This window comes from Pasteurella canis (genome assembly GCF_900454865.1).
GTDB classification, from domain to species: Bacteria; Pseudomonadota; Gammaproteobacteria; order Enterobacterales; family Pasteurellaceae; genus Pasteurella; species Pasteurella canis.
This window is the reverse complement of record NZ_UGTV01000015.1, coordinates 841,708-864,899: the sequence shown is the minus strand read 5'-3', so window position 1 is coordinate 864,899 and position 23,192 is coordinate 841,708. Positions and strand designations below refer to the sequence as shown.

At 35.5% G+C, this 23,192-nt stretch carries 24 protein-coding genes and 1 riboswitch; of the genes, 7 read left to right on the top strand and 17 right to left on the bottom strand.

Translation table 11 applies throughout. The features are described 5' to 3' along the window. Positions 1 to 40 precede the first annotated feature (40 nt). The 3 genes from glnS (at position 41) to DYE19_RS04655 (ending at position 4,263) form a co-directional block, all read left to right on the top strand. On the top strand, positions 41 to 1,720 hold the full coding sequence (gene glnS / locus DYE19_RS04665) for a glutamine--tRNA ligase (RefSeq protein ID WP_115322791.1): 1,680 nt from the start codon (positions 41 to 43) through the stop codon (positions 1,718 to 1,720). 231 nt (positions 1,721 to 1,951) lie between these two features. Then, a complete protein-coding gene (locus DYE19_RS04660) occupies positions 1,952 to 3,397 on the top strand; it encodes an alanine/glycine:cation symporter family protein (RefSeq protein ID WP_049214505.1) in 1,446 nt (481 codons plus the stop codon). A gap of 326 nt (positions 3,398 to 3,723) precedes the next feature. After that, on the top strand, positions 3,724 to 4,263 hold the full coding sequence (locus DYE19_RS04655) for a hypothetical protein (protein ID WP_115322790.1): 540 nt from the start codon (positions 3,724 to 3,726) through the stop codon (positions 4,261 to 4,263). 107 nt (positions 4,264 to 4,370) lie between these two features. On the opposite strand, the gene dxs is transcribed toward DYE19_RS04655, so the two are convergent. From dxs to DYE19_RS04630, 5 genes are all read right to left on the bottom strand, one after another. Then, positions 4,371 to 6,215 carry a 1-deoxy-D-xylulose-5-phosphate synthase gene (dxs, locus tag DYE19_RS04650; RefSeq protein WP_115322789.1) on the bottom strand — a complete coding sequence of 615 codons (1,845 nt, stop codon included), beginning with the start codon at positions 6,213 to 6,215 and terminating at the stop codon, positions 4,371 to 4,373. Between the two features lie 63 nt (positions 6,216 to 6,278). Beyond that, positions 6,279 to 7,166 (bottom strand): (2E,6E)-farnesyl diphosphate synthase, encoded by an 888-nt coding sequence (gene ispA, locus DYE19_RS04645; protein ID WP_049214502.1) that lies wholly within the window; start codon positions 7,164 to 7,166, stop codon positions 6,279 to 6,281. A 16-nt stretch (positions 7,167 to 7,182) separates the two neighbouring features. Then, complete coding sequence (gene xseB / locus DYE19_RS04640; protein WP_115322788.1) at positions 7,183 to 7,428, bottom strand: exodeoxyribonuclease VII small subunit; 246 nt, start codon at positions 7,426 to 7,428, stop codon at positions 7,183 to 7,185. A 210-nt stretch (positions 7,429 to 7,638) separates the two neighbouring features. Continuing rightward, positions 7,639 to 10,125, bottom strand: coding sequence for a trimethylamine-N-oxide reductase TorA (gene torA, locus DYE19_RS04635; protein ID WP_115322787.1), 2,487 nt, complete (start codon positions 10,123 to 10,125; stop codon positions 7,639 to 7,641). Positions 10,126 to 10,146: 21 nt separating this feature from the next. Then, a riboswitch (molybdenum cofactor riboswitch) is annotated at positions 10,147 to 10,283 on the bottom strand. 2 nt (positions 10,284 to 10,285) lie between these two features. Then, positions 10,286 to 11,401: a NapC/NirT family cytochrome c gene (locus DYE19_RS04630; protein ID WP_115322786.1), complete on the bottom strand. Its 1,116-nt coding sequence runs from the start codon at positions 11,399 to 11,401 to the stop codon at positions 10,286 to 10,288. 303 nt (positions 11,402 to 11,704) lie between these two features. On the opposite strand from DYE19_RS04630, the gene thiI reads away from it, so the two are divergent. Next, positions 11,705 to 13,153, top strand: coding sequence for a tRNA uracil 4-sulfurtransferase ThiI (thiI, locus tag DYE19_RS04625; protein WP_115322785.1), 1,449 nt, complete (start codon positions 11,705 to 11,707; stop codon positions 13,151 to 13,153). 44 nt (positions 13,154 to 13,197) lie between these two features. Here thiI and DYE19_RS04620 read toward each other — a convergent pair whose 3' ends face one another. After that, complete coding sequence (locus tag DYE19_RS04620; protein WP_115322784.1) at positions 13,198 to 13,518, bottom strand: HI1450 family dsDNA-mimic protein; 321 nt, start codon at positions 13,516 to 13,518, stop codon at positions 13,198 to 13,200. Positions 13,519 to 13,733: 215 nt separating this feature from the next. On the opposite strand from DYE19_RS04620, the gene msrP reads away from it, so the two are divergent. The 3 genes from msrP (at position 13,734) to DYE19_RS04605 (ending at position 15,828) form a co-directional block, all read left to right on the top strand. Beyond that, complete coding sequence (msrP, locus tag DYE19_RS04615; protein WP_115322783.1) at positions 13,734 to 14,690, top strand: protein-methionine-sulfoxide reductase catalytic subunit MsrP; 957 nt, start codon at positions 13,734 to 13,736, stop codon at positions 14,688 to 14,690. After that, a complete protein-coding gene (msrQ, locus tag DYE19_RS04610) occupies positions 14,690 to 15,283 on the top strand; it encodes a protein-methionine-sulfoxide reductase heme-binding subunit MsrQ (RefSeq protein ID WP_115322782.1) in 594 nt (197 codons plus the stop codon). Before msrP ends, msrQ begins: the two co-directional genes overlap by 1 nt. Before the next feature lie 89 nt (positions 15,284 to 15,372). After that, positions 15,373 to 15,828 (top strand): YcgN family cysteine cluster protein, encoded by a 456-nt coding sequence (locus DYE19_RS04605; protein WP_115322781.1) that lies wholly within the window; start codon positions 15,373 to 15,375, stop codon positions 15,826 to 15,828. 92 nt (positions 15,829 to 15,920) lie between these two features. Here the strand turns inward: DYE19_RS04605 and DYE19_RS04600 are convergent, their stop codons facing one another. The 11 genes from DYE19_RS04600 to DYE19_RS04545 form a co-directional block, all read right to left on the bottom strand. Continuing rightward, on the bottom strand, positions 15,921 to 16,955 hold the full coding sequence (locus DYE19_RS04600; protein ID WP_115322780.1) for a tyrosine-type recombinase/integrase: 1,035 nt from the start codon (positions 16,953 to 16,955) through the stop codon (positions 15,921 to 15,923). A 9-nt stretch (positions 16,956 to 16,964) separates the two neighbouring features. Then, a complete protein-coding gene (locus DYE19_RS04595) occupies positions 16,965 to 17,207 on the bottom strand; it encodes a DUF4224 domain-containing protein (protein WP_224743393.1) in 243 nt (80 codons plus the stop codon). Positions 17,208 to 17,279: 72 nt separating this feature from the next. Continuing rightward, positions 17,280 to 17,750, bottom strand: a complete 471-nt coding sequence (locus DYE19_RS04590; RefSeq protein ID WP_115322779.1) for an HP1-YO09 family phage-derived protein — start codon at positions 17,748 to 17,750, stop codon at positions 17,280 to 17,282. Between the two features lie 64 nt (positions 17,751 to 17,814). Next, positions 17,815 to 18,582, bottom strand: a complete 768-nt coding sequence (locus DYE19_RS11340) for a phage antirepressor KilAC domain-containing protein (RefSeq protein WP_218017980.1) — start codon at positions 18,580 to 18,582, stop codon at positions 17,815 to 17,817. A gap of 12 nt (positions 18,583 to 18,594) precedes the next feature. Beyond that, positions 18,595 to 19,056 (bottom strand): hypothetical protein, encoded by a 462-nt coding sequence (locus DYE19_RS04575; protein ID WP_115322778.1) that lies wholly within the window; start codon positions 19,054 to 19,056, stop codon positions 18,595 to 18,597. A gap of 13 nt (positions 19,057 to 19,069) precedes the next feature. Then, positions 19,070 to 19,288: a hypothetical protein gene (locus DYE19_RS04570; RefSeq protein ID WP_046338488.1), complete on the bottom strand. Its 219-nt coding sequence runs from the start codon at positions 19,286 to 19,288 to the stop codon at positions 19,070 to 19,072. Between the two features lie 265 nt (positions 19,289 to 19,553). Further along, positions 19,554 to 20,744, bottom strand: coding sequence for a coiled-coil domain-containing protein (locus DYE19_RS04565; protein WP_115322777.1), 1,191 nt, complete (start codon positions 20,742 to 20,744; stop codon positions 19,554 to 19,556). A gap of 45 nt (positions 20,745 to 20,789) precedes the next feature. Next, positions 20,790 to 21,080 (bottom strand): hypothetical protein, encoded by a 291-nt coding sequence (locus DYE19_RS04560; RefSeq protein WP_115322776.1) that lies wholly within the window; start codon positions 21,078 to 21,080, stop codon positions 20,790 to 20,792. 67 nt (positions 21,081 to 21,147) lie between these two features. Beyond that, positions 21,148 to 21,600: a single-stranded DNA-binding protein gene (ssb, locus tag DYE19_RS04555; RefSeq protein WP_115322775.1), complete on the bottom strand. Its 453-nt coding sequence runs from the start codon at positions 21,598 to 21,600 to the stop codon at positions 21,148 to 21,150. A gap of 10 nt (positions 21,601 to 21,610) precedes the next feature. Then, a complete protein-coding gene (locus DYE19_RS04550) occupies positions 21,611 to 22,231 on the bottom strand; it encodes an ERF family protein (protein WP_115322774.1) in 621 nt (206 codons plus the stop codon). 195 nt (positions 22,232 to 22,426) lie between these two features. Further along, a complete protein-coding gene (locus tag DYE19_RS04545) occupies positions 22,427 to 23,065 on the bottom strand; it encodes a BRO-N domain-containing protein (RefSeq protein WP_115322773.1) in 639 nt (212 codons plus the stop codon). Positions 23,066 to 23,192 lie beyond the last annotated feature (127 nt).

Sequence of the window (23,192 nt, the reverse complement as noted above, 5' to 3'; positions counted from 1 at the left end):
ATTTTTCATCGCAAAATATTTATTAAAATTTGAGGTCAGAATGAGTAACCCTATTGAAGCTGTAGAAATCACTGAAAATGCAGAAAAGCGCCCTACTAATTTTATTCGTCAAATCATTGATGAAGACTTAGCTTCAGGTAAACATCATAGTGTGCAAACACGTTTTCCTCCTGAACCAAATGGTTATTTACATATTGGTCATGCTAAATCAATTTGTTTGAATTTTGGTATTGCAAAAGACTATCAAGGATTATGCAATTTACGTTTTGATGACACTAATCCTGTGAAAGAAGATGTGGAATATGTAGACTCAATTAAGCAGGATGTTGAATGGTTAGGCTTTAAATGGGAAGGGCAGCCGCGTTATGCCTCAGATTATTTTGATCAGTTATATGGTTATGCAGTTGAGCTGATCCAAAAAGGTTTAGCGTATGTCGATGAACTTTCTCCAGAAGAAATGCGTGAATATCGTGGTACTTTAACTGAACCAGGTAAAAATAGTCCGTACCGTGATCGTTCCATTGAAGAAAATCTAGCGCTGTTTGAAAAAATGAAAAATGGCGAAATTGAGGAAGGAAAAGCTAGTTTACGTGCCAAAATCGATATGGCATCACCATTTATGGTTATGCGTGATCCAGTGTTATATCGTATTAAATTCGCAAGCCATCATCAAACAGGCGACAAGTGGTGCATTTATCCAATGTATGATTTTACTCATTGTATTTCTGATGCAATTGAACGTATTACACACTCTCTTTGTACGTTAGAGTTCCAAGATAACCGTCGTTTATATGATTGGGTGTTAGATAATATTTCTATTGATCGACCATTGCCACATCAGTATGAGTTTTCACGCTTAAACTTAGAAGCGACCTTAACCTCTAAGCGTAAATTATTACAATTAGTCAATGAGGGGATTGTAGATGGTTGGAATGATCCGCGTATGCCAACAATTTCAGGCTTACGCCGCCGTGGTTATACACCTGCATCAATTCGTGAGTTTTGCCGTCGTATTGGTGTGACTAAGCAAGAGAATATGGTCGAGTTAAGTGCCTTAGAAGCTTGCATTCGTGAAGATTTGAATGAAAATGCGCCACGTGCAATGGCAGTGCTGAATCCATTAAAAGTGGTGATTGAAAACTTTACAAGTAAAGAAATGTTACGTGCGCCAAATCACCCTAATCGTGAAGAGCTTGGACAACGAGAAATTCCATTTACGCGTGAAATTTATATTGATCAAGCTGATTTCCGTGAAGAAGCGAATAAACAATATAAACGCCTTGTTTTAGGCAAGGAAGTGCGATTACGTAATGCTTATGTCATTAAAGCAGAGCGTGTAGACAAAGATGATGATGGTAATATTACAACCGTTTACTGTAGTTATGACCCTGATACCTTAGGGAAGAATCCCGCAGATGGTCGTAAAGTGAAGGGAGTTATTCAATGGGTATCTGCAGAAGACTATTTACCTGCTGAATTTCGTCAATATAACCGTTTATTTACAGTGACAAATCCTGGTGCTGCTGAAGATATTCATGAGGTGCTGAATCCTGAGTCATTAGTAGTAAAACATGGTGTCGTAGAGAAAAGCTTACTTAATGCGCAAGCAGAACAAGCATATCAATTTGAACGAGAAGGTTATTATTGTGCGGACAGTAAAGATAGTCGTCCTGAGCATCTTGTATTTAACTTAACAGTGAGTTTAAAAGAAGGATTTTAATTTTTTTCTTTTCGGTTGATAAAGAGTGCAGAAATGTGCTCTTTTTTATTTACTAAATAATAGTCGCCCTCTTATTAAAAATAGATAAATTTTATTTAAATTATCTATTTTTAATTTTAATTCAATAAGATTAAGTTTTTTTAGTGAAAAATAAAATAATATTCAATTATATTTAATAAAACGATTACAATAATTGGCTTTGTAAAGTAACTTTAACTAAGGAAAAGACACATGGAGATATTTTCTAGTTTTGTTGATCTCGTTGAACAGGTATTAACATGGTTTGTCGAAAAAGTGGATGGACCGTTATGGGATATTACTACTGTTACATTGTTAGGTGTAGGTTTATTTTTTACAATTACAACTGGGTTAGTACAACTGCGTTTATTACCGCGTAGCTTACGTGAAATGTGGTCGGGACGCAGCGCTGAAGGTAATTCATTAACACCATTTCAAGCTTTTACCACAGGTTTAGCTAGCCGTGTTGGTGTTGGTAATATTGGTGGAGTAGCTACTGCAATAGCGATTGGTGGTGAAGGTGCAGTATTTTGGATGTGGATAACTGCTTTAATTGGTATGAGCAGTGCTTTTGCGGAATCTTCACTTGCACAATTATTCAAAGTAAAAGAACCTTGCGGATTATATCGTGGTGGACCTGCTTATTATATTACCCAAGGATTAAAAGCACCTTGGTTAGGGGTACTATTTGCAATAAGTTTAATTTTTACATTTGGTTTTGCTTTTAACGCAGTTCAAGCAAACTCTATTGTTGAAGCAACAAGTAATGCATGGCATTGGAAACCAGAATATGTTGGGCTTTTCTTAGTTGTGATGACAGCATTAATTATTTTTGGTGGTGTGAAGCGTATTGGCGTAGTCAGTGCAAAATTAGTACCTATGATGGCATTATTTTATTTGATTATTGCATTGATTATTTTGGGTATGAATATCAATGCAATACCGATGGTCATTTCACGTATTGTCTCAAGTGCGTTTGATTTTAGTGCGATGGCTGGCGGTATGTTTGGTGCTATTTTCTCTAAAGCTATGTTAATGGGCGTAAAACGAGGTCTGTTTTCTAATGAAGCAGGGATGGGATCGGCGCCAAATTCAGCCGCGACAGCGGATGTTAAACATCCAGCAAGTCAAGGTTTAATTCAAATGTTAGGCGTTTTTGTTGATACTATTGTCGTGTGTAGTTGTACTGCAATTATTATTTTATTGTCAGATAACTATGGCAGTGAGTCTTTGAAAGGTATTTCATTAACACAAAATGCATTACAGTATCATGTTGGTGATTTTGGATTACATTTCTTAGCATTTATCCTATTTTTATTTGCATATTCATCTATCATCGGTAACTATGCTTACGCAGAGAGCAATATTCGCTTTATTCGTAATAAGCCGTTATTTGTCTTAATTTTCCGCTTAATTGTTTTGTTCTTTGTTTATTTTGGCGCTGTTAATCATGCTAATATTGTGTGGAATTTTGCGGATACAGTGATGGCGATTATGGCGATGATTAACCTCGTTGCTATTGTTTTATTAGCACCAATTGTTTGGCTAATTTTGAAAGATTACCAACGTCAAGTGAAGGTAGGACAAGAGCCTGTATTTAAAATTGAGGATCATCCTGAGCTATTAAAACGAGGTGTTGATAAAGATATTTGGTCATAATCAATTATTACTAAAATAGCTTTAAATTTGACCGCACTTTTGGGAAGATTACATTGTTCTAAAAGTGCGGTTATTTTTTAAACATATGTAAGAAAAAATATAGTTGAGATTGTGCTATTTAAAAATCAATATAAATAGCATGATCGGGACAGAAATTATAGCATTTATTATAGCAGTATTTTTCAGCACAATAGTGTAATGATATTAAGTGTCAATTATCATAACGATTAATTTTATTTAAATATCTAATTTAAAGAGACTAAAAGAGGATTCATCAAGATGAGAGGTAAACAATTTATTTTATCTATAGAAATGGGATGAGTTCTATGCAAAAGTTAATTATTATTCGAGGGCATTCAGGTTCAGGTAAAACAACCTTTGCATTAGAAAAAATCAGAGAGTTTCAACAAACTTACCCAACAGGAAAAATTTTTCATATTGAGAATGATCATTTTTTGACAATAAATGGGATTTATCGATGGACAGTTGAGCGCTTTCAAATAGCAAAACAACAAGCACAGCTGAAATTGAATCAAGCGTTTGAGTTTTGCCAGCAACATAAAACACAAGATGTGTTGATTGTTATCAGTAATGTAGGCGGCAATCTCAAAGAGATTGGACACATCATTGAAATAGCAGAGCAATGTTATTTACAAGTCAGTGTTTATCGTTTACAAAATTTCTTTATCAATACACATCAAGTTGATCAACAGACAGTTTATGAAATGTATATTCATTTGTGTGAGAGTTCTATTGAAAATGAAATTTTACTTGAACCAATACAGCCTATGACAGTAAAAGTACGCTCAGAAATTGAAAAATTATGGGACTTAAAAAGAAAAAACCGCTACACCAAGAAGATGTAGCGGGAGGTCTTAATATAAGAAAGTTAAAAAGACGACTGCATTTTGCAGTGCACTAGCATTATCTCAGACTGGTTATTTTTAAAATAGTTCATAAAAAGTTTTATTTTTTATAAAAAATTTTTTATTTGTCTTTGAATGCCACTTTCGTCTAATTGCAACTCTGCTAAAATCTCTTGTTGCGTACCTTGTGGAATAAAGAAATCAGGTAAGCCGAGCTGTAATAATTTCACTTGATGTTGTTGTAAATTAAGTATTTCTGCAACAGCACTACCAGCTCCCCCTTGGATAGCATTTTCTTCTAAAGTAACAATGAGATCATGCGTTTGTGCAATTTGATTAATACGTTGTACATCAATTGGCTTAACAAAACGCATATCAATTACTGTTGCATTTAATTTTTCTGCTACAGCCAAAGCAGTTGGTAATAATGTACCAAAATTTAAAATCGCGATTTTCTCACCTTCACGAATTAATTTAGATTCTCCTAATGTCAATGCGTGTAGTGACTGTAGCTCTACACCAATAGCATTACCACGTGGATAACGTACGGCGGCTGGCTGATTGAGTTTATAGCCTGTATAGAGCATTTGACGACATTCGTTTTCATCACTAGGTGTCATGATGACCATATTAGGAATACAACGCATAAAACTAATATCAAATGCACCTTGATGAGTTTGTCCATCAGCACCGACAATACCTGCACGATCAATTGCAAATAAAACGGGTAGATTCTGAATCGCAACATCATGAATTACTTGATCATAAGCACGTTGTAAGAATGTTGAATAAATCGCAACAACAGGCTTATAACCACCGATCGCTAAACCAGCTGCAAATGTAACTGCATGTTGTTCAGCAATGGCAACATCAAAATATTGTTCTGGAAAACGATTAGAAAACTCTACCATTCCCGATCCTTCGCGCATTGCTGGCGTAATTCCGATCAATTTAGGATCTTGAGCGGCTATTTCACATAGCCAATCACCAAAAATTTGTGAATAAGTTGGTTTAGTATTAGATTTCGGTAACTGACCACTTAAATGATCGAACTTTGGTACACCATGAAAACCGATAGGATCTTTCTCTGCAGGTGCATAACCTTTGCCTTTTTTCGTCATAATATGTAAGAATTGAGGTCCTTTTAATGAACGCATGTTTTTTAATGTGCTGATTAATTCTTCAATATTATGCCCATCAATAGGTCCGATATAATTAAAACCCAATTGTTCAAACATGGTGCCAACAGGTGAAACGAATCCTTTGACATGCTCTTCTGTTTTCTTGACGAATTCTTTAATTGGGGGCATTCCTGATAGGATTTTTTTGCCGCCTTCGCGAATAGAGGAATAAACTGAACCAGTTAAAAGACGTGCCAGATGATTGTTTAAGGCTCCGACATTTTCGGAAATAGACATTTCGTTGTCATTTAAAATGACTAGCATATCTGTATGTGACACACCTGCATGGTTCATTGCCTCAAATGCCATACCCGCTGTAATGGCTCCATCACCTATAACACAAACCGTTTTCCGTCCAGCATTTTCACGTTGTGCAGCAATTGCGATACCAAGTCCCGCGCTGATTGATGTAGAGGAGTGACCTACACTTAATACATCAAACTCACTTTCCTCACGCCATGGGAAAGGATGAATGCCATTTTTTTGTCGAATTGTCGACATTTTTTCACGGCGACCCGTTAAAATTTTGTGTGGATAAGCTTGATGACCCACATCCCAAATGAGTTGATCAAAAGGTGTTTTATAAACGTAGTGAAGTGCTACCGTTAACTCTACTGTGCCTAAACCAGAGGCTAAATGTCCGCTACTTTGACTAACAGACTCTAAGAGATATGCACGTAACTCCTGACAAATTTGAGGTAATTGTTCTTTGCTCAATAATCGCAAATCTTCAGGTGAATTAATTAATGATAAAAGAGGATAATTTTGCATAATTGTTAGTCAATTCCAAAATAATTTAAAAACAGACCGCACTTTGTTAGTTTTTTGTGCGATTTAACTTTTTCTATTTACAACAAACTCCGCTATCGCATGTAGTGCTGTGGTATCAAAAGGTAAACTATTAAGTTCAGTAATCGCTGTTTGATAAAGTTGTTGTGCTTTTTGTTTGGCTACATTTAAACCGAGTAATTTAGGATAAGTACTTTTATCTGATATTAAGTCTGAACCAATATTTTTTCCTGTGATTTCACTTTCCCCTTCAATGTCTAAAATATCATCTTGTACTTGAAAAGCTAACCCAATAGCCTCAGCATAACGTTGTAGCTGTTGTTCTAGTGTTTGGTTTGTAAAATGGGGTGAACAGATAAGCCCCATTTTTAAAGCTGCAGAAAGGAGCGCCCCCGTTTTATTACGATGAATATATTCTAGCTCTTCTATAGTTATTTGTTTTTGTTCAGAAATTAAATCAAGACTTTGTCCTAAGCACATTCCGTTAAGCCCTGATGCATTGCTCAATGTTTTGACTAAGGCAAGTTTTTGCTCAGCGGACAATTGTGGTGCTTGAGTTAAGATTTCAAAAGCAAACGCTTGTAGCGCATCGCCTGCTAAAATCGCAGTTGCTTCATCAAACGCAATATGGCAAGTTGGTTTTCCACGTCTTAGTGTATCATTATCCATTGCTGGAAGGTCATCATGTATTAGAGAGTAAGCATGGATAGCTTCGAGTCCAGCCGCTGCATAATCTAATTGGTTAAGATCGGCTCCTAACATACGACCAGTGGCATAAACTAAAAAGGGGCGAATACGCTTACCACCTAATAACACTCCATAACGCATAGCTTCTGCAAGAGGTGAAGGAGATGTGTCTAGATTGAGATGTTGAGTCAAAAAAGTATTAATACGTTGTTGGAACTGTGATAAATCTTGTGAAAATTGATACATAACAGGCTCGTTTTATTTATTGTTCTGTTGGGTAATCAGTTAACTCAGCGTTTTCACTTTTTTGCAATAAAATTTGAATACGTTGTTCAGCTTGTTGTAAACGCTCTTGTCCTAAGTTGGCTAATTTTATGCCTTTTTCAAATTCTTTGAGCGCCTCTTCTAATGGTAGTTCACTACTTTCTAAACGTGTCACAATGGTTTCTAACTGCTGTAAAGTTGTTTCAAAATCCAATTCTGCTTTTACTGAAGGTTTTCTTGCCATTGTTCGTCCTTTTACTTGAAAGAGTTAGGGTAGTTATTGTACTGTATTTTTTAATATATGTTAAAATTATTTAGTCTCTTTTAAATGGTTTTAGTTTCGACTTTTTTATGTGAATTAAGTTGTTTTGATAGATAAAAGCTGCGCATAAAATGAAAAAGTGCGGTCAGTTTAACCGCACTTTAAGTCTAATTATCACTAATCAAGTCTTATTTAAGCTTTCGCATGTTTAGGTTGTTTAAATACAGTCACCTCAGGGACTTCCCCCGTAAACTTCTCAACTTGAATAATACATGTATTTGGAGAATTACCTTGCGCAAGTTTTGATGTACCAATATCCATTGTTAATACATTTGGACAACCATTTTTACATAATGGTTTTTCACTCATACCTAAATCGAGCGGATCATACCAAGCACCTTCACATAGACTAACAGTACCTTTGATAATGTGATCTGTGACCACTGCACCTGCAAGCACTTGACCACGATCATTAAAAATACGAATAATATCGCCATCAGCAATACCACGAGCTTTAGCATCTTCAGTATGAATCAGAGCGGGCTCACGATCTTGCACTACATATTTCTGGCGGAGTGATGTATGTGCTAATTGGCTATGTAAGCGATAGTAAGGATGAGGCGTCACTAAGGCTAATGGATGCGCTTGAGTCACATTACCCGCAAACTCTTCTGGCTCAAACCATGAAGGGTAACCACGACAATCATCATAATTCATTTTAGCGATTGTATCAGAGTAAATTTCAATTTTACCTGATGGTGTACCAAGAGGGTTGAGTAATGGATCCTCACGGAATTCACCATAACGCACCCATTTTTTCGCTTTTTCACTAGCGTTAAAAGTAATTGGTTTGTTTTCTTCCCAGAATTTTTCAAATTTAGGCATTAAAACACGGTTTTTACGTGCAGCGTCAAAAGCAGATTGATAGAAGTATTTCAACCAATCCATTTCACTTTTACCTTCAGTAAATTTATCTTCTACGCCAGCACGTTTTGCTAACTCTGCAAAAACATCATAATCATTACGTGCTTCAAATTGCGGCTCAACTACTTGTTTCATTGGCAGAATATGCATCATTGAATAATCGCCCGTCATCGTTAAGTCATTACGCTCGTAACTCGTGGTAATTGGAAGGACAATATCTGCCATACGTGCTGTTGGTGTCCAGTTAATCTCATTGACAATAATCGTTTCTGGTTTTTGCCATGCTTTAACTAATGTATTTGTGTCTTGATGATGTACAAATGGATTACCACCCGCCCAGTAAATTAATTTAATATCAGGGTAAGTAATTTCAGTACCATTATATTGAATGGTTTTACCTGGATTGAGTAACACATCAGCAATACGGGCGAGAGGGAAACTGAGTTTTGCTGATTTTGATAACCAAGATTGCCCGGTATTTGATGTATCATTATCTAATGTTGCTGACATTGAGCCAATAACACCGCCTGTTGTAGTAGGTACACCACCATTTGAATAATGATAACTAAAGCCAAAACCACCACCAGGTAAACCAATTTGACCGAGCATTGAAGCTAGCGTTACCATCATCCAATGAGTTTGTTCACCATGACGTTGGCGCTGCATACCCCATCCCCCCATTAACATGGTACGTTTAGAAGAGAAGTCAGTCGCAAGTTGTTTGATTACATCAACAGGCACACCACAAAGTTTACTTGCCCATTCAGCATCTTTTGCTTGTCCATCTACTTTACCAAGTAAATATTCTTCGAATTTTGCATAGCCTGTTGTGTATTTTTTCAAGAATGCTTTGTCATGCTTATCTTGAGTGACCAGAGTATGTGCAATACCTAACATTAATGGCACATCGGTTGCAGTATTGGTTGGAATCCATTCTGCATTTAACATTTTACATGTTTCACTTTTAACAGGATCAATACAAATAATGCGCTTACCTTTTTCTTGATATTTTTTGAAATATTCAATACCTTTTTGGTCGGTAGCCGTCCAAGCAATGCGAAGGGTTGTTAGTGGGTTAGCTGACCAAAGTACGATAATATCAGTACTTTCTAAGATCGTTTCCCAACTAGTCTGTTGTTCATAAACTTCTATCGTACCAAGTACGTGTGGCATAATGACTTGTGCAGCACCAGTGGAGTAGTCCCCTTTATGTCCGACAAATCCACCTGTTGCATTTAAGTAGCGGTGTAAGAGGGTTCTGCTTGAATGGAGTGAACCAGAGCTCTTCCAGCCATAAGAACCACCAAAGATATTTTCAAATCCTCCTTCACTGCGGATACGTTTAAATTCTTTATCAATTAAATCTAAGGCCTGATCCCAAGATACTCTAACCCATTCATCTCGCCCACGCATAGTCGTATCACTTTTACCTGGATTAGCTAAATAACCTTTACGGACCATTGGATACTTAATTCGTGTTTCGCTATAAAGCTGATCTGGTACTACTGATTGCAATTCATTTTCGATAACAGGTGGAATAGCAGGACCAGATTTTACTGCTTTACCATTTTCAACTACTACACCTAGTGGTCCCCAATGTGCAGCCGTCACGATAGTTTTACTTTCTGCTGCCATTGCATTTGGTGCAACTAATGAGCCCACTACACCACCACTTAAAGATGCGCCAGCAATACCAAGAGAAGAATTTTTTAAAAATTCTCTACGTTTTATGTTGACGTTGTTCTCTTTTTTCATATAAAGCCTCGCTTACTTTTATTAGTTAATGTTTTGACACCTTTCTAAATATGAGTGGACAATTAATTTCTCAATTATCCATGGCATAAGCGAACTTATTGCTGGCTTGCTACCATATCTTTCGACTTAGGATCACAAGCTCGGAGTCAGGAATAAATATTTAATGTGAAGCGCCAAGCATATCTTTACTATTACGTTGTAAGTAAATTGTGAGTGCTCTTACTTCTTCAGCCGTTAATGCAGTACGATCTTTCATTGAATTAACGACACCAATCCATTGATTTGCTGTAAAGTGATCTGCCTCAATCACCGCATGACAACCACTACAATGGGTCTGATTTAGTTTGTTACCTATTTGATTAAGTGCGGTCAGATTTGCAGTTAATTTATCTTGTGGAATAGTGATGCTAAGTTCTACTTCTTTCCACTCTGATTCAGTGATGTCATCTTGCACTGTTTTTAAAACTGCAACTTGTTGTTTTGCCTCTTCTTCTAATAAAGCCAGAATAATTCGTTTACCAAGCGCCATATAAACAATTGATTCAGCACCAGTTTGCTGCCATCCTTGTAGTTTAGCTGTCACTTTTTGTCTATCATTTTTCCAATCAGTTAATGTCGCGTAAGGCATTAAACGAACTTCACCTGTATTTTCTGTTTGTGCTGTTGAAATAGATTGCACATAAAGCGGCTGATTATTGTCGTGAGTTAATGTGGATTCTGTTTGGTTAGTAGAGGTTGTTTCGGTTTCTTCTGGAATTTCTGGGAGAAAATGAGCGATACCTTTATGGCAATCAATACAAGTTTGTCCATCTGATTTGGCTAACTCATGCATAGTTTGCGCTGATTTAGATTGTGCTGAAATTTCCATTGCTTCTAGACTGTGGCAACTATGACAGGTTTCTGAGTTTGTAGCCTTCATATCATCCCAAACTTTTTTGGCCATTTCATAACGGTGTTTTTCATAAGTTTCTCGATCAGGTATTTTACCCGTTACCTCATACCATACATCTTTTAATGCAAATACTTTTGCTTTGACATAATGCAAGCCACTAGAAGGTACGTGACAATCCGCACAATTAGCTCTAATTCCTTTTTGGTTTGAGAAATGTACACTAGCTTCCCATTCTTCTTGTGGAAAGCTCATAGAATGACAACTCACACAAAACTCAGGAGAGCTTGTTTTGTGCATCACATACTGTGTTCCAAATAAGGCTCCAGCGCCAATTGCCATAAACGTAATAGCCGTAAGTAAAGTACGTTTTTTTGCTTTTGACATAAGTCACTCCAATAAAGTTATATAATTTTATATATAACAAAACAATATAAATCTAATTAAATACTTATAAGTAGTTAACTTATTTTAGGTATTTCTTAGTCTTTCTTTTTGATTGAAATCAAGAATGAGCTAAAAAATTGAGATTTGAGATAGAGTTGCTGAATTATCGGGCATTATTTATAACATATCGATATATAATATTTTTTATATCGATAGTATTTAATTTCATGGATGGAAAGATTTTTATTCCTGACTTGATCTGCTAGAATGCACCGCTTATAACTTTATGTGGATAAAAATACTATGAAATTTATCATTAAACTTTTCCCTGAGATCATGATTAAAAGTGAATCTGTGCGTAAGCGTTTTGCTAAAATTTTAACAGGGAATATTCGTAATATATTAAATAAATATGATAATAGTGTCGCGGTAGTGAGACATTGGGACTACATTGAAGTGCGCTCAAAAAATGCAGAAAACCGACCGCACTTAATTGAATTATTAAGCCGTATTCCAGGTATTCATCATTTCTTAGAAGTTGATGAGAAACCTTTTTTAACTCTGCATGATATTTTTGAGCAAACTTTACAAGATGTTGGGGATAGTCTGGAGAATAAAACCTTTTGTGTTCGAGTTAAACGCAAAGGTAAACATGAGTTTAGTTCATTAGATGTTGAACGTTATGTAGGTGGTGGCCTAAACCAACATATTGAAAGTGCTAAAGTGCAATTAAGTAAACCTGATGTGACTGTGCGAATCGATATTGAAAATGACAAAATGATGTTGATTAAAGCACGTCATGAGGGAATTGGAGGTTATCCAATTGGCACACAAGAAGATGTGTTATCACTGATTTCTGGCGGGTTTGATTCTGGTGTATCAAGCTATATGTTGATTCGACGTGGCAGTCGTGTGCATTATTGCTTCTTCAACTTAGGTGGCGCGGCACATGAAATTGGTGTAAAGCAAATGGCATATCATATTTGGCAACGTTATAGTGGCTCACATAAAGTTCGTTTTGTGGCAATTAATTTTGAAACTGTTGTTGGTGAAATTCTTGAAAAAGTTGATAACGGTCAAATGGGGGTTGTACTAAAACGTATGATGGTACGTGCAGCGAGTAAAGTAGCAGAGCGTTTTGGTATTCAAGCTATTGTAACAGGTGAGGCATTAGGGCAAGTTTCAAGCCAAACACTAACTAATTTGCGTTTAATTGATGAGGCAGCAAATGTGTTAGTATTGCGACCATTGATTACACATGATAAAGAACAAATTATTGCCTTAGCGAAAGAGATTGGGACAGATGATATAGCTAAATCAATGCCTGAGTTTTGTGGTGTCATTTCAAAAAATCCGACAGTCAAAGCAATTAAAGCAAAAATTGAAGAAGAAGAAAGCCACTTTGATTTTGCAGTATTAGAAGATGCAGTAGAGCATGCACAATATTTGGATATTCGTCAAATTGCAGAGCAAACTGAAAAAGAAGTAGTAGAGGTCAATACTGTTTCTGTGTTGGAGGCGCAGGATATTATTTTAGATATTCGTAGTCCAGAAGAAGTAGATGAAAATCCGTTACAGCTAGCTAATGTTTTATTATTACCATTTTATAAACTCTCTTCTCAATTTGCGCAGTTAGATCAAACTAAAAACTATGTACTATATTGTGAACGTGGCGTGATGAGTAAACTACAAGCGTTATATTTACAAGAACAGGGTTTCAGTAATGTAAAAGTTTTTAAAAAAGTATCATGAAAAAAGTAGAGGAGCATTTAGCTCCTCTTCATTTTTACTTTTTATCATTTTTTCCAAATAACATGAAATTCTCGATTTTCTTCACGATGAGAAATTAAAAATTTAGCAAAAACATCATCCATTTCATCTTGTTCATTGACTAAACCAATCCAAACCTCCGCATAGGCATCTGGATCAATAAGTACACCAATTTCCATTTCCCAATCTTCTGCAGTTTCGACGAATTCCACTGCACCACGTTCTTCAAATTGGAGATTAAATAACATAATATCTGCAGGATCGAGATTTTCTGGTGCCATTTCAAGGAAAATATCATAAGCAATATCAATTGCTGCATCAGGTTCAAGTTTTATTATCTCAGTCATTCAAAAGCTTCCTATATATCATCAACATAGTTGCTAATCATATCATAAATAGCTAAAGCTTATGGAAAATTGACCGCACTTTTTGCCTTTCTTGCTATTTAATACAAATTGTTTGTAAGAAATTGTAAAACTTTTCGTCTAAATGAATACAATCTAACTTTAAATGCAAATACAAATGAAAACTATTCTTTTATATTATTTATTGGAGACATATAATGCTAAAATTTACTGAAAATGATGTAACCCCTGAACACATTTTTTTTCAACGTAGAAAAATTATTCAAGCAATGGGGATAATGGGAGCTGCTTCATTATTACCGAATATGGCTTCTGCTGCTGAAGAGGATTTACGCAAAACTCTAGCATTTACAAAAGATGATAACCTACAATCTTTGGCATTAACGCCAGAAAATAAAGTGATGGGATATAACAATTTTTATGAATTTGGTGTGCCAAAAGAATCTCCAGCAAAATATGCTTCAGCGATGAAGACAGAGCCTTGGACCTTACGTATCGAAGGTGAGGTTGAAAAGCCAATGACGTTTGATGTACATCAACTAATGCGTCAATTGCCTTTGGAAGAGCGTATTTATCGTTTCCGTTGTGTTGAGGCTTGGTCAATGGTCATTCCATGGATTGGTTTTGAGCTAAATAAATTGCTTGCTTTAGTACAACCAACCAGTAATGCGAAATATGTTGAGTTTAAGACTTTATATGATCCTGAAACTATGCCAGGACAAAAAAATAGCTTTTTCGGTGGAGGGTTAATTTATCCTTATGTAGAAGGTTTAACAATAGAAGAAGCTATGAATCCGCTTACTTTATTATCAGTAGGGCTTTATGGAAAAACATTAGCGCCGCAAAATGGTGCACCTATTCGTTTAGTCGTGCCATGGAAATATGGATTTAAAAATATTAAATCTATTGTCAAAATTACACTTACTTCCAAACAGCCAAGAACAACATGGAATCATGCAGCGCCACAAGAATATGGCTTTTATGCTAATGTGAATCCAAATGTTGATCATCCTCGCTGGTCACAAGCAAGTGAGCGTGTGATTGGCTCAGGTGGATTATTTAATGTGAAGCGTCAACCTACATTGATGTTTAATGGTTATGAAGAGCAAGTTGCTCATTTGTATAAAGATCTTGATTTAAGGAAGAATTTTTAATGCTTAAATTACTCAGAATTGTGATTCATTTATCTTGTGCGATTCCTTTTATTTGGTTACATATTATTTTATTTACAGGGAATGAATCACAATTAGGCGCTGATCCTGTTAAAGAAATGCAACATTTCTTAGGTTTTACTGCGATGACTATTTTATTGCTGCTTTTTGTGTTAGGTATTGTATTCCGTTTGCTAAAGCAGCCTCAACTGCAAGTATTGCGCCGCACTTTAGGATTATGGGCATGGTTTTATGTCATTTTGCATATTTATGCTTATTTTTCTTTAGAACTGGGTAATGATGTTCATTTATTTTTACAAGAATTAATTAGCCGTGGTTATTTAATTGTTGGCGGCTTTTCTTTCTTGATCTTGACTCTCATGTCAGTAAGTTCGTTATCTTACCTTAAGAATAAAATGGGAAAGTGGTGGTTTTATTTACATAAATTAGGCTACTACGCATTACTTTTGGGTGCGATTCATTATTATTGGTCAGTTAAAAACCTGACTTTTAGTTCTATGTTGTACTTAATTTTGTCAATACTAATTGTATTTTGGGAACTTTATGTGCTTTTTAAAGCAAAAAGAGTAAGTTAACATTTGCTTGATTGAAAGTCATTGATCTAGAAAATAAGTGCGGTAGAATACCGCACTTACTTTTTGTGGCTTATTGAGTAAATTAGACGATGTCAATTGATAGACCAATTGAACCTGAATTTTGGAAACATAAAACATTACTTGAAATGACTGAAATAGAGTGGGAATTACTCTGTGATGGTTGTGGTAAATGCTGTTATCGTAAGTTTATCGAAGGTCGAGGTAAGCGTAAAAAATTATATTACACTCGCATTGCTTGTAATCTATTAGATTTAGAGACAGGTAAATGTATGAATTATCCAGAACGTTTCAAACACGAGCCAGATTGCACAAAATTAACTAAAAAAAACCTCCCTGATTTTCATTGGCTTCCTAAAACTTGTGCCTATCGATTATTAAATGAAAATAAACCCTTATTTGATTGGCATCCATTACTCTCAGGTGATCCTAATTCTGTCCAAAAAGCACAGATTTTGATAAGACAAGGAATTCATGAAAAAGATGTGATAGATTGGTTTGAATTTGTTATTGACGATAACAGTTAAACTGAAAAGCCTTCTTTTTTAACCTTATAAATCAATTGCTTGCAGTTTATTTTAAAAAGTTACGTTCCGAAATACGGGAAAGTGTTCCAAAACTAACAGTTTAACGGCAATATAATTTTGTCTTTTCTGATGTAACGTTTTGTTGTTTTTTGGTCTGTATGACCTAGCTGTATTTTCGCTGTCTCTGTATCTTGTAACAAGAATATATCTGTCGCACTTTTAGCTCGTAGATCTCTAAACTGGACTTCTTTTATTTCACTTTCTAAGCTCGGATACTGAGCCAATGCTAGTTCTCTTAAATCACTAAACCAATTTGTTAATGTTTGACGAGAAAGTTTTTGCTTCCGCTTATTTTGAAATAAGAATACTTGTGAAGTGTTTTTGATTCTGCGTTCAATGATAGTCGCTAATTGACCTGTCATTTTGAAACGTAATCGTTTTTTTGTTTTTTTCTGATTAATATGTAATATGCCATCATGTATTTGATGTACGGTCATACCAACGATATCAACAGGTCTTTGACCAGTTAAATATGCAATATCCATTAAGTCTTTCATATCTTGATTCGCTAGATCGTAAAAAATTTTATAGATATGATCTTCAACATAAACATCTCTTGCAGACATTTTGAACTTTTTAATTCCAAGAGTAGGACTAGGTAAAGAGGTGTATCCAAATTCTCTAGCAATGTTCCAAATGTGATTAAATGTACCAATTTCCTTATTCGCTTTTGCTGGAACGGATTTACGCCAGTCTAAATACATTTTTATATGTTTTGGTTGAATCTTGTTTAATTCTACTGGCGGGTCACCAAAAAATAGAGATAAGTATTTTATTGCGCTCTTATCTGCATATTGTGTCTGTTGAGCTTTGTTGGGCACTACTTCAGCAAGATATTTTTGGGCCATCTGGATAAAACTCACTGTTTCTATTGAAATAGTTCTATTACAGTTTAGTTTTGCAGCTTCAAGAATCGCTAGATTTTTGTCTAATCCTAATGATTTTTCTTTTCCATCTGCCAAAACATAATAGTAATAGTCAACCACTTTACCGCTAACTCTTTTTCTTGAGCGGCAAATTAGATTTTGTGGCAACCCTTGATTTTCTTTTTTTCTTGGTCTGCCCATATGCTCTCCTTATATTTTCAATACATTTGGATACCAGTCAGATTCATGATTGCATGATATAGATGCAACTCTTTGCTTTTTACTTTTAGTTTCGTTATAGTCGCGACGAACAATGGGGTAGCCATTTGCATTTTGTTTAAATGGAATCCCCATTATGTTTAATTGCTCAATAATCAGTGATTTCTGTTTTCTTCCTGTAAGAAATTCTATTTCTTGGACAGAAAGGAAATCATTGTAGATATTAATTTCCATAAATCCTCCTTAAATAAAAAAGCCGTGCTAGACGGCTTAATACAATGATTTGTTAAAATCATACTTCTTGACTTATCTCCGTGCGTCTCTCATAGCATCAAACCAAGCTTGAGCGTCTTCTTCGCTTTTAAATGCTAGACCAGCCTCTAATAGTGCTAAATGATAAACATTTTCCTTATCAAAAACACTCATACCAACATCTACCTTCGCCCAAGCTATACCTAATGGATCTGAATTCATTGTGATACGCCAAAACTTCTGACCTTCTTCTAACTCTTTAAGCGGACAAGGCAAAGTAAGTGTAACGGTTGGTGGTGGTTCTTCCCACATTCCTATGATATCGTTTGGAGTTATGTCATCTGATAATACATCACCTGACGGAAGCCATTCCTCCACTTCGGTAAGACAGCCATTGTGAACAATTCCAACAAGTTTTTTAATTTTAGAATTTTCTTCTATTGTAAATTTTACATACCCTTTTTGGTGGTCTCTTGTTAATATAGGCTCTCCAGCCAACGCTTTTTCTAAGTCAAATTTTTTCATTTTTAATCCTTTCTTTTTAATCTGTTAAGCAATAAAAAACCGCACAAAAGTGCGGTTGGGTTTCTTATGCTGCTTGCTGTAATTCAAATATTTTTGCGAGTTTTGTCAGCCCTTTTGCTGTTATTAATACACGCTCACAAACTTTTTCTGTGCCATCATCACGCATGGCTACATGGATTTTATGTTCAAGTAATAGTTGTTGTAGTTTATCTTGATAAGCAATCCAGTTAGAGTTGCCAGCTCGTTTATAGATCCACTTTTGTGATGATAGGAAATCAAACAGAAATTTTGGTTTGATACCTAAGTGTTTAGCAGAATCAGTAATACACATTGATCCCTCTGCTTTAGTAGCTATGCGATCGAAAGCTGCCACAGTCGGTTTCATTTCTTCGACTTTATGCTCTAATACCAGAACTTTTTCAGTATAATTGTCTAGCAATCCACGTAAAGTTCGTGGGTCATTGAGCATTTGCATTGGATCTACTGATTGGGGAGTATCCTCTCCCTTCATTAGGGCATCTATTTTTAAATCACACCAAACAGCAAAATCCGCACTTAACCAACGGGCAAAATTGACAGCTAATTTTGGATGTAACCAAGTACCTTGTTCAATACCGCCTTGTTTGACGATTACAAGATCATTTGCCGTTAGGAGAATATTCCTAACGCTTAAATTTTGAGCAAGTGCATTCAGGTAATCTTGAGTTTGTGTAGTTTTTAAATAATCCTTTACGAGTTTATTAAAATGCTTAGCTATTTCAGTTGCATTCAAATAATGTTGTTCATTGAATGAGACACTAATATTGTTATAAAAGAATTTTTGAATTTTCATTTTTCTTCTCCCTTAATTTAAAACTACACTATGCTGATAGCTAATATTGTTTTGTTTTCTTCTTGGTATAGGAGAGGTCATCATTATTAATCCACAATCAACCTCAAACAATATCTTTCCTAAAACATTAAATGCTCGAGATAATGTAGGGTAATGAGAAAACCATATTTCAGCAGAGGCTGTAATTTGTTTTAATAAACAGATTGAGGTAGACACCTCTCTACTTTTTGAGAGGTGTCCATGTGCACCTAATGTGAGAGCTGTGTCATAAATATGAGTTATGTTGTTTTGTATCTCTTTATTCAAACAAAACGCCAAATGAGAAGCACTGCTTAAAGATAATTTTCCTGTTTGAAGTTGTTCAAATAATTCAGTTTTTAATAAAATTTTTTCAAGTTTAAAATCTAGCAATTCAGCAATCTCACGACTACTTATTGTTAAAGTTTCATTATTTAATACGATTAGTTTGTTCATATAAAAATTCCTATTATTTAGCATTAGAAATGTGGTGGTCAATTTGAGAGACGAGATCTAAAGCTGCCCAGAGCGTACCAGTAATAACTTGTTGAGATGATGCAAATCCACACGAGAGATCGTTTCCATCATTCAAAACAATTTGGATAAGTGATTTGGCTTGTTCAGTAAGTTTGTTGATTTCGTCTATCGTGTCGATGGATAGACTTCTAAAGGAATTGATATTTGACATATTTTTGTACCTCGATTTTTAGTAGTATCGCCATTTAGTAGGTGGCGGGCTTCAACTACCGAATCGAGTCGGCGGAGCTTATTTCCACAAGGGTATTGTATTAGGCTCTCTCGACCCGCCATAACTGGCAATACCTAAAATTCAGGTACAAAAAAACCGCATTTCTGTCGGGTGCGGATAGCCGCTCGATTTAGTAGTGCGGTTATCTTATCCGTTATTTGCGGTTTTTGTCAATAGGAAACCCTGCGATAAGCATGGGTTTAGTTTATTTATCTTCTTTTTTATTTTTTTCAGGGGATAATTTTTCAAATAAAAATTCAAAAGGAGAATTTTTAACATTTTTATCGAATAAGCGAACAGGGTTATCTCCCATATTTCTAACAGATAGCTCTAATAAAAGTTTTTTCAAATCTCGCTCTTCTAGTTCATCAACTTTGCGTTGATAGCCTTCAAATGCTGTAGCAACGGCTGCTTTATAGGCGTATTCTTCTTGTACTCTGACTAAATGATTATTGCGTTGAGTATTCGTCCAGATTAGCCAAATAAGTGGTAGGGATAATGGTAAACGAGATACAAATCGTACATAATCAAACCCAATATAAAATTCAAAATATAAGAGACCACTAATTCCTGCAAATAAAATTATTAATCCACAGTTTCTCCAATTTGCCGAAGATTCTATTGGAGCATCTAGTTCTTTTTTTCTATCTAAGAATGATTTAGCCATACTTGCCATATTGGCTAATCCTAAAATATCTTTTATTTTTTCTTTTTCAGCTTCTAGCTCATTCTGCAAATTATTTAATTCAGTTGATTTTTTATCTTTAATTTCATCTATTTCAGTTTTTAAATTCTCAATTTCTTTTTCTTTTGACTTTATAGATGAAATCAAGTCATCATACATATTTTTTTGTTCTATATAATTAGTTTTTTCTGTGTTATATTCAGATTCCATATTTGCAATAGCGCTACTTGAAGTTGAGGCATTTCTATACATTGTTTCAATTGAACTAGCATTCGTTTGTGCATTACCGAGAGCTGTTTGAATAGATGTTAATTTACTGGAAAAATCAGTATCTTTCTTGTTAAATGCCGCATCGAACTCTGCTATTTTTTCGTTAAATGAATTATCCAACTTTTCTACTAATTCTTTAACTAATGGTGAATTTTCCACAAAGGCAGCGTGTAACCTCTCAACTATAGAATATAGTTCAATAAACTCACTAAGATGATTTTCTAAATTAATTTCTTCTTCGTTAGAACTTATTCCATTTTTTATACTATTTAGGATAGGAGTTATTTCTTTATTTTCATATGTCCTGATAATGGACGAGTTGATTGCAGATAAATCTTCTAATTTAGATATAGTATTATCAAATAATTTAGTTAAATATTCATCTGTTTGATTTTTAACTACAATTACTTTTAGTTCTTTTGCAAGCTGAACAGCGTCCATTAATAATGTCCTTTGAGTAAGATTAAATTTGCATATTCTACCAAGTTACTCTCTTAAATTCTCCTGTTTTTTTATCCATTCAATAATAGTGCCAGAACGCCATTTTGAACTGAGACAGTTATTTTCTTTGATGACAGGGATAGGAAAATCAGCTGTGGAAGCTATTTTTGTTATAAAATCAGATAGTGATATTTGCATGAAGTGGCAAATATCGTGTCCATTCCAAAGCTCATTTGAGTTTTCATTAATATAAGCAAATCTGATATTTTTATTCTGAACAATAACCGATAAAATTTCTTCAATTTTACCTAATCTTTCTATTATTTCTTTTGTCATTTCATTTTCCTAATAAAAAGCCACTCGTTAAAGTGGCTGTTGTTCTGTGTTTTAAATTATATGGAATTCAAAACGGTATACTATCTTCTTCAAAATTATCAACCTGCTGCACTGGCTTTCCAGCTTTCGCATTCGCATAAGCATTGTTTTGTGGTGCTGGTGCGTTAGCTTGTGCTTGTGAATCTTGGCGACTGTCTAACATCTGTAATACGTCGCCTTGAATCTCTGTGGTGTAGCGCTCTTGCCCGTTTTGGTCTTGCCATTTACGGGTTTTGAGCTTGCCTTCTACATAAACTTTCGAGCCTTTCTTTAAATACTGCCCGCAAATTTCTGCTTGTCTGCGATAGAACACGATAGAATGCCATTCTGTCTGTGTTTTGCGCTCGTTCGTGTTTTTGTCGATCCAGCTTTCACTTGTGGCCACGCTGATTTTTGCCACAAGGTCGCCGTTTGGCATTGTGCGAATTTCAGGATCATTTCCCAAATTCCCTAAAATAATTACACGATTAACCCCAGCCATTACTTACTCCTTATATAAAACTTAATACTTTGTCGTTGTAGATGATGTTAAATTCATCTACCTTGTCTGGATGTTTTTCTCCAACCCATTTGACTAACGGATCGTAAAGACTAGTCAATTCTTCTTTTGAGTTGCATTGGTTTAATCTCTCCTTAACCATTTCATCAAAAGGCTTTTTAGTTTGACCAGAACTCGTATTCTGCTGGATTGGTGGCTTTGAGTTGCTTTGCGACGCGCTCTTTGGAGGGGCGGGTTGTTCTCCTCCTGTATCCAGCAAATCAACCATGTCGTTTTCAGCTATTTCAAGAGCGGTTAAATAGAGATAACGTCTCTGATAAGTCTGAATTGCACCAAGATTTTGAATATCAGTTCCGCTTGGTAGCGCTTTTTCAACCATTGGTGACGTGAAGATTATCTTTTCATCTTTTTCTCCGTCATAAATAGTCAATGTAGCTAACTCACTCGTATAAGATATAACTGAACACATATTTAATTGTGCAAAGATCTCATTAACAGAAGGGAGGAAGTCTTTTAATTCAAAGTAATTAAAAGAGCGATTTTTTCCAGTTTTCTTTAGTCCTTTTTCCTGTAATTTCACTCGTGCTTGTGCTAGTTTCTGATAAATATTCATATTATTTTCCTTTCATTATTAAGGTTGAAGTCTGGTGACATTGATATCCGTCGCAATCGTTGTATAACTCTAGTTCAAAGCCTGCCCATAAAAGCACGCCAATAAGTAGGATTTTGTACATAATCTGTCCTTTTTGCTGAATTTTGGGTGCAGAAAACTGCCACACGATAAAGTGCGGTCAGTTTTCAGTGAGTTTTAATTGAGCAGGTTGTTTACGGCTTTAACGAGTGTTAGGCGTTCCGTGTTAGAGTGAACGTATTTCTTCGCTTTTGCCATAACTTGTTCTAAAGGATGTTTGAAGTTGTAGAGATACTGTCCGCCAATTTGGCTTTCCATTAATTTGGCAATATTTGTATTCTGTAACTTCTCCTGCATTTCGTGTGCTTGGAAACAGTAGCTATACAACTGGATAATTAAAGCGAGCGTTTCTTCGCTGTTTTGAATGGCTGTGAGGTTTAAATCAGGTTCAGGTAAGGCAAGTTGTTGTGACTGGACTTCATATTTCCCTGTTTTTCTGATTTGGGGTAGGACCTCTTCAAATACCCACGTTTCAAATGGTTCGGCTTCTGGTTTGCGTGATTTGATGATCAGGCGGTATAAATTCGGTTCGTTGATGAAGACCGCTTCTTGCTTTCTTTGCATTGAGTCGATGAGGTAACGTTTCGTTACCCCATTTTCTTTGCAATGATCTTTTAATGCTTTACTGTCATTTGTATAGCCGAGAATATCGCATACATCTTTACCGCAGAACCAGTATTCCTGATTTGGATCAATAACAACACGAACTTGGGAAGATTTAAAACAGAATGATTGGAATTGAATTTGAGTTGACATGTTATGCTCCTAGGATTTTAGTTATTGCCACTTAGTAGGTGACAGGGTTCAACTACCGATCCTAGTCGGCGGAGCTTATTTCCACGAGGGTATTGTATTCGGCTCTCTCGCCCCGTCATAACTTGGC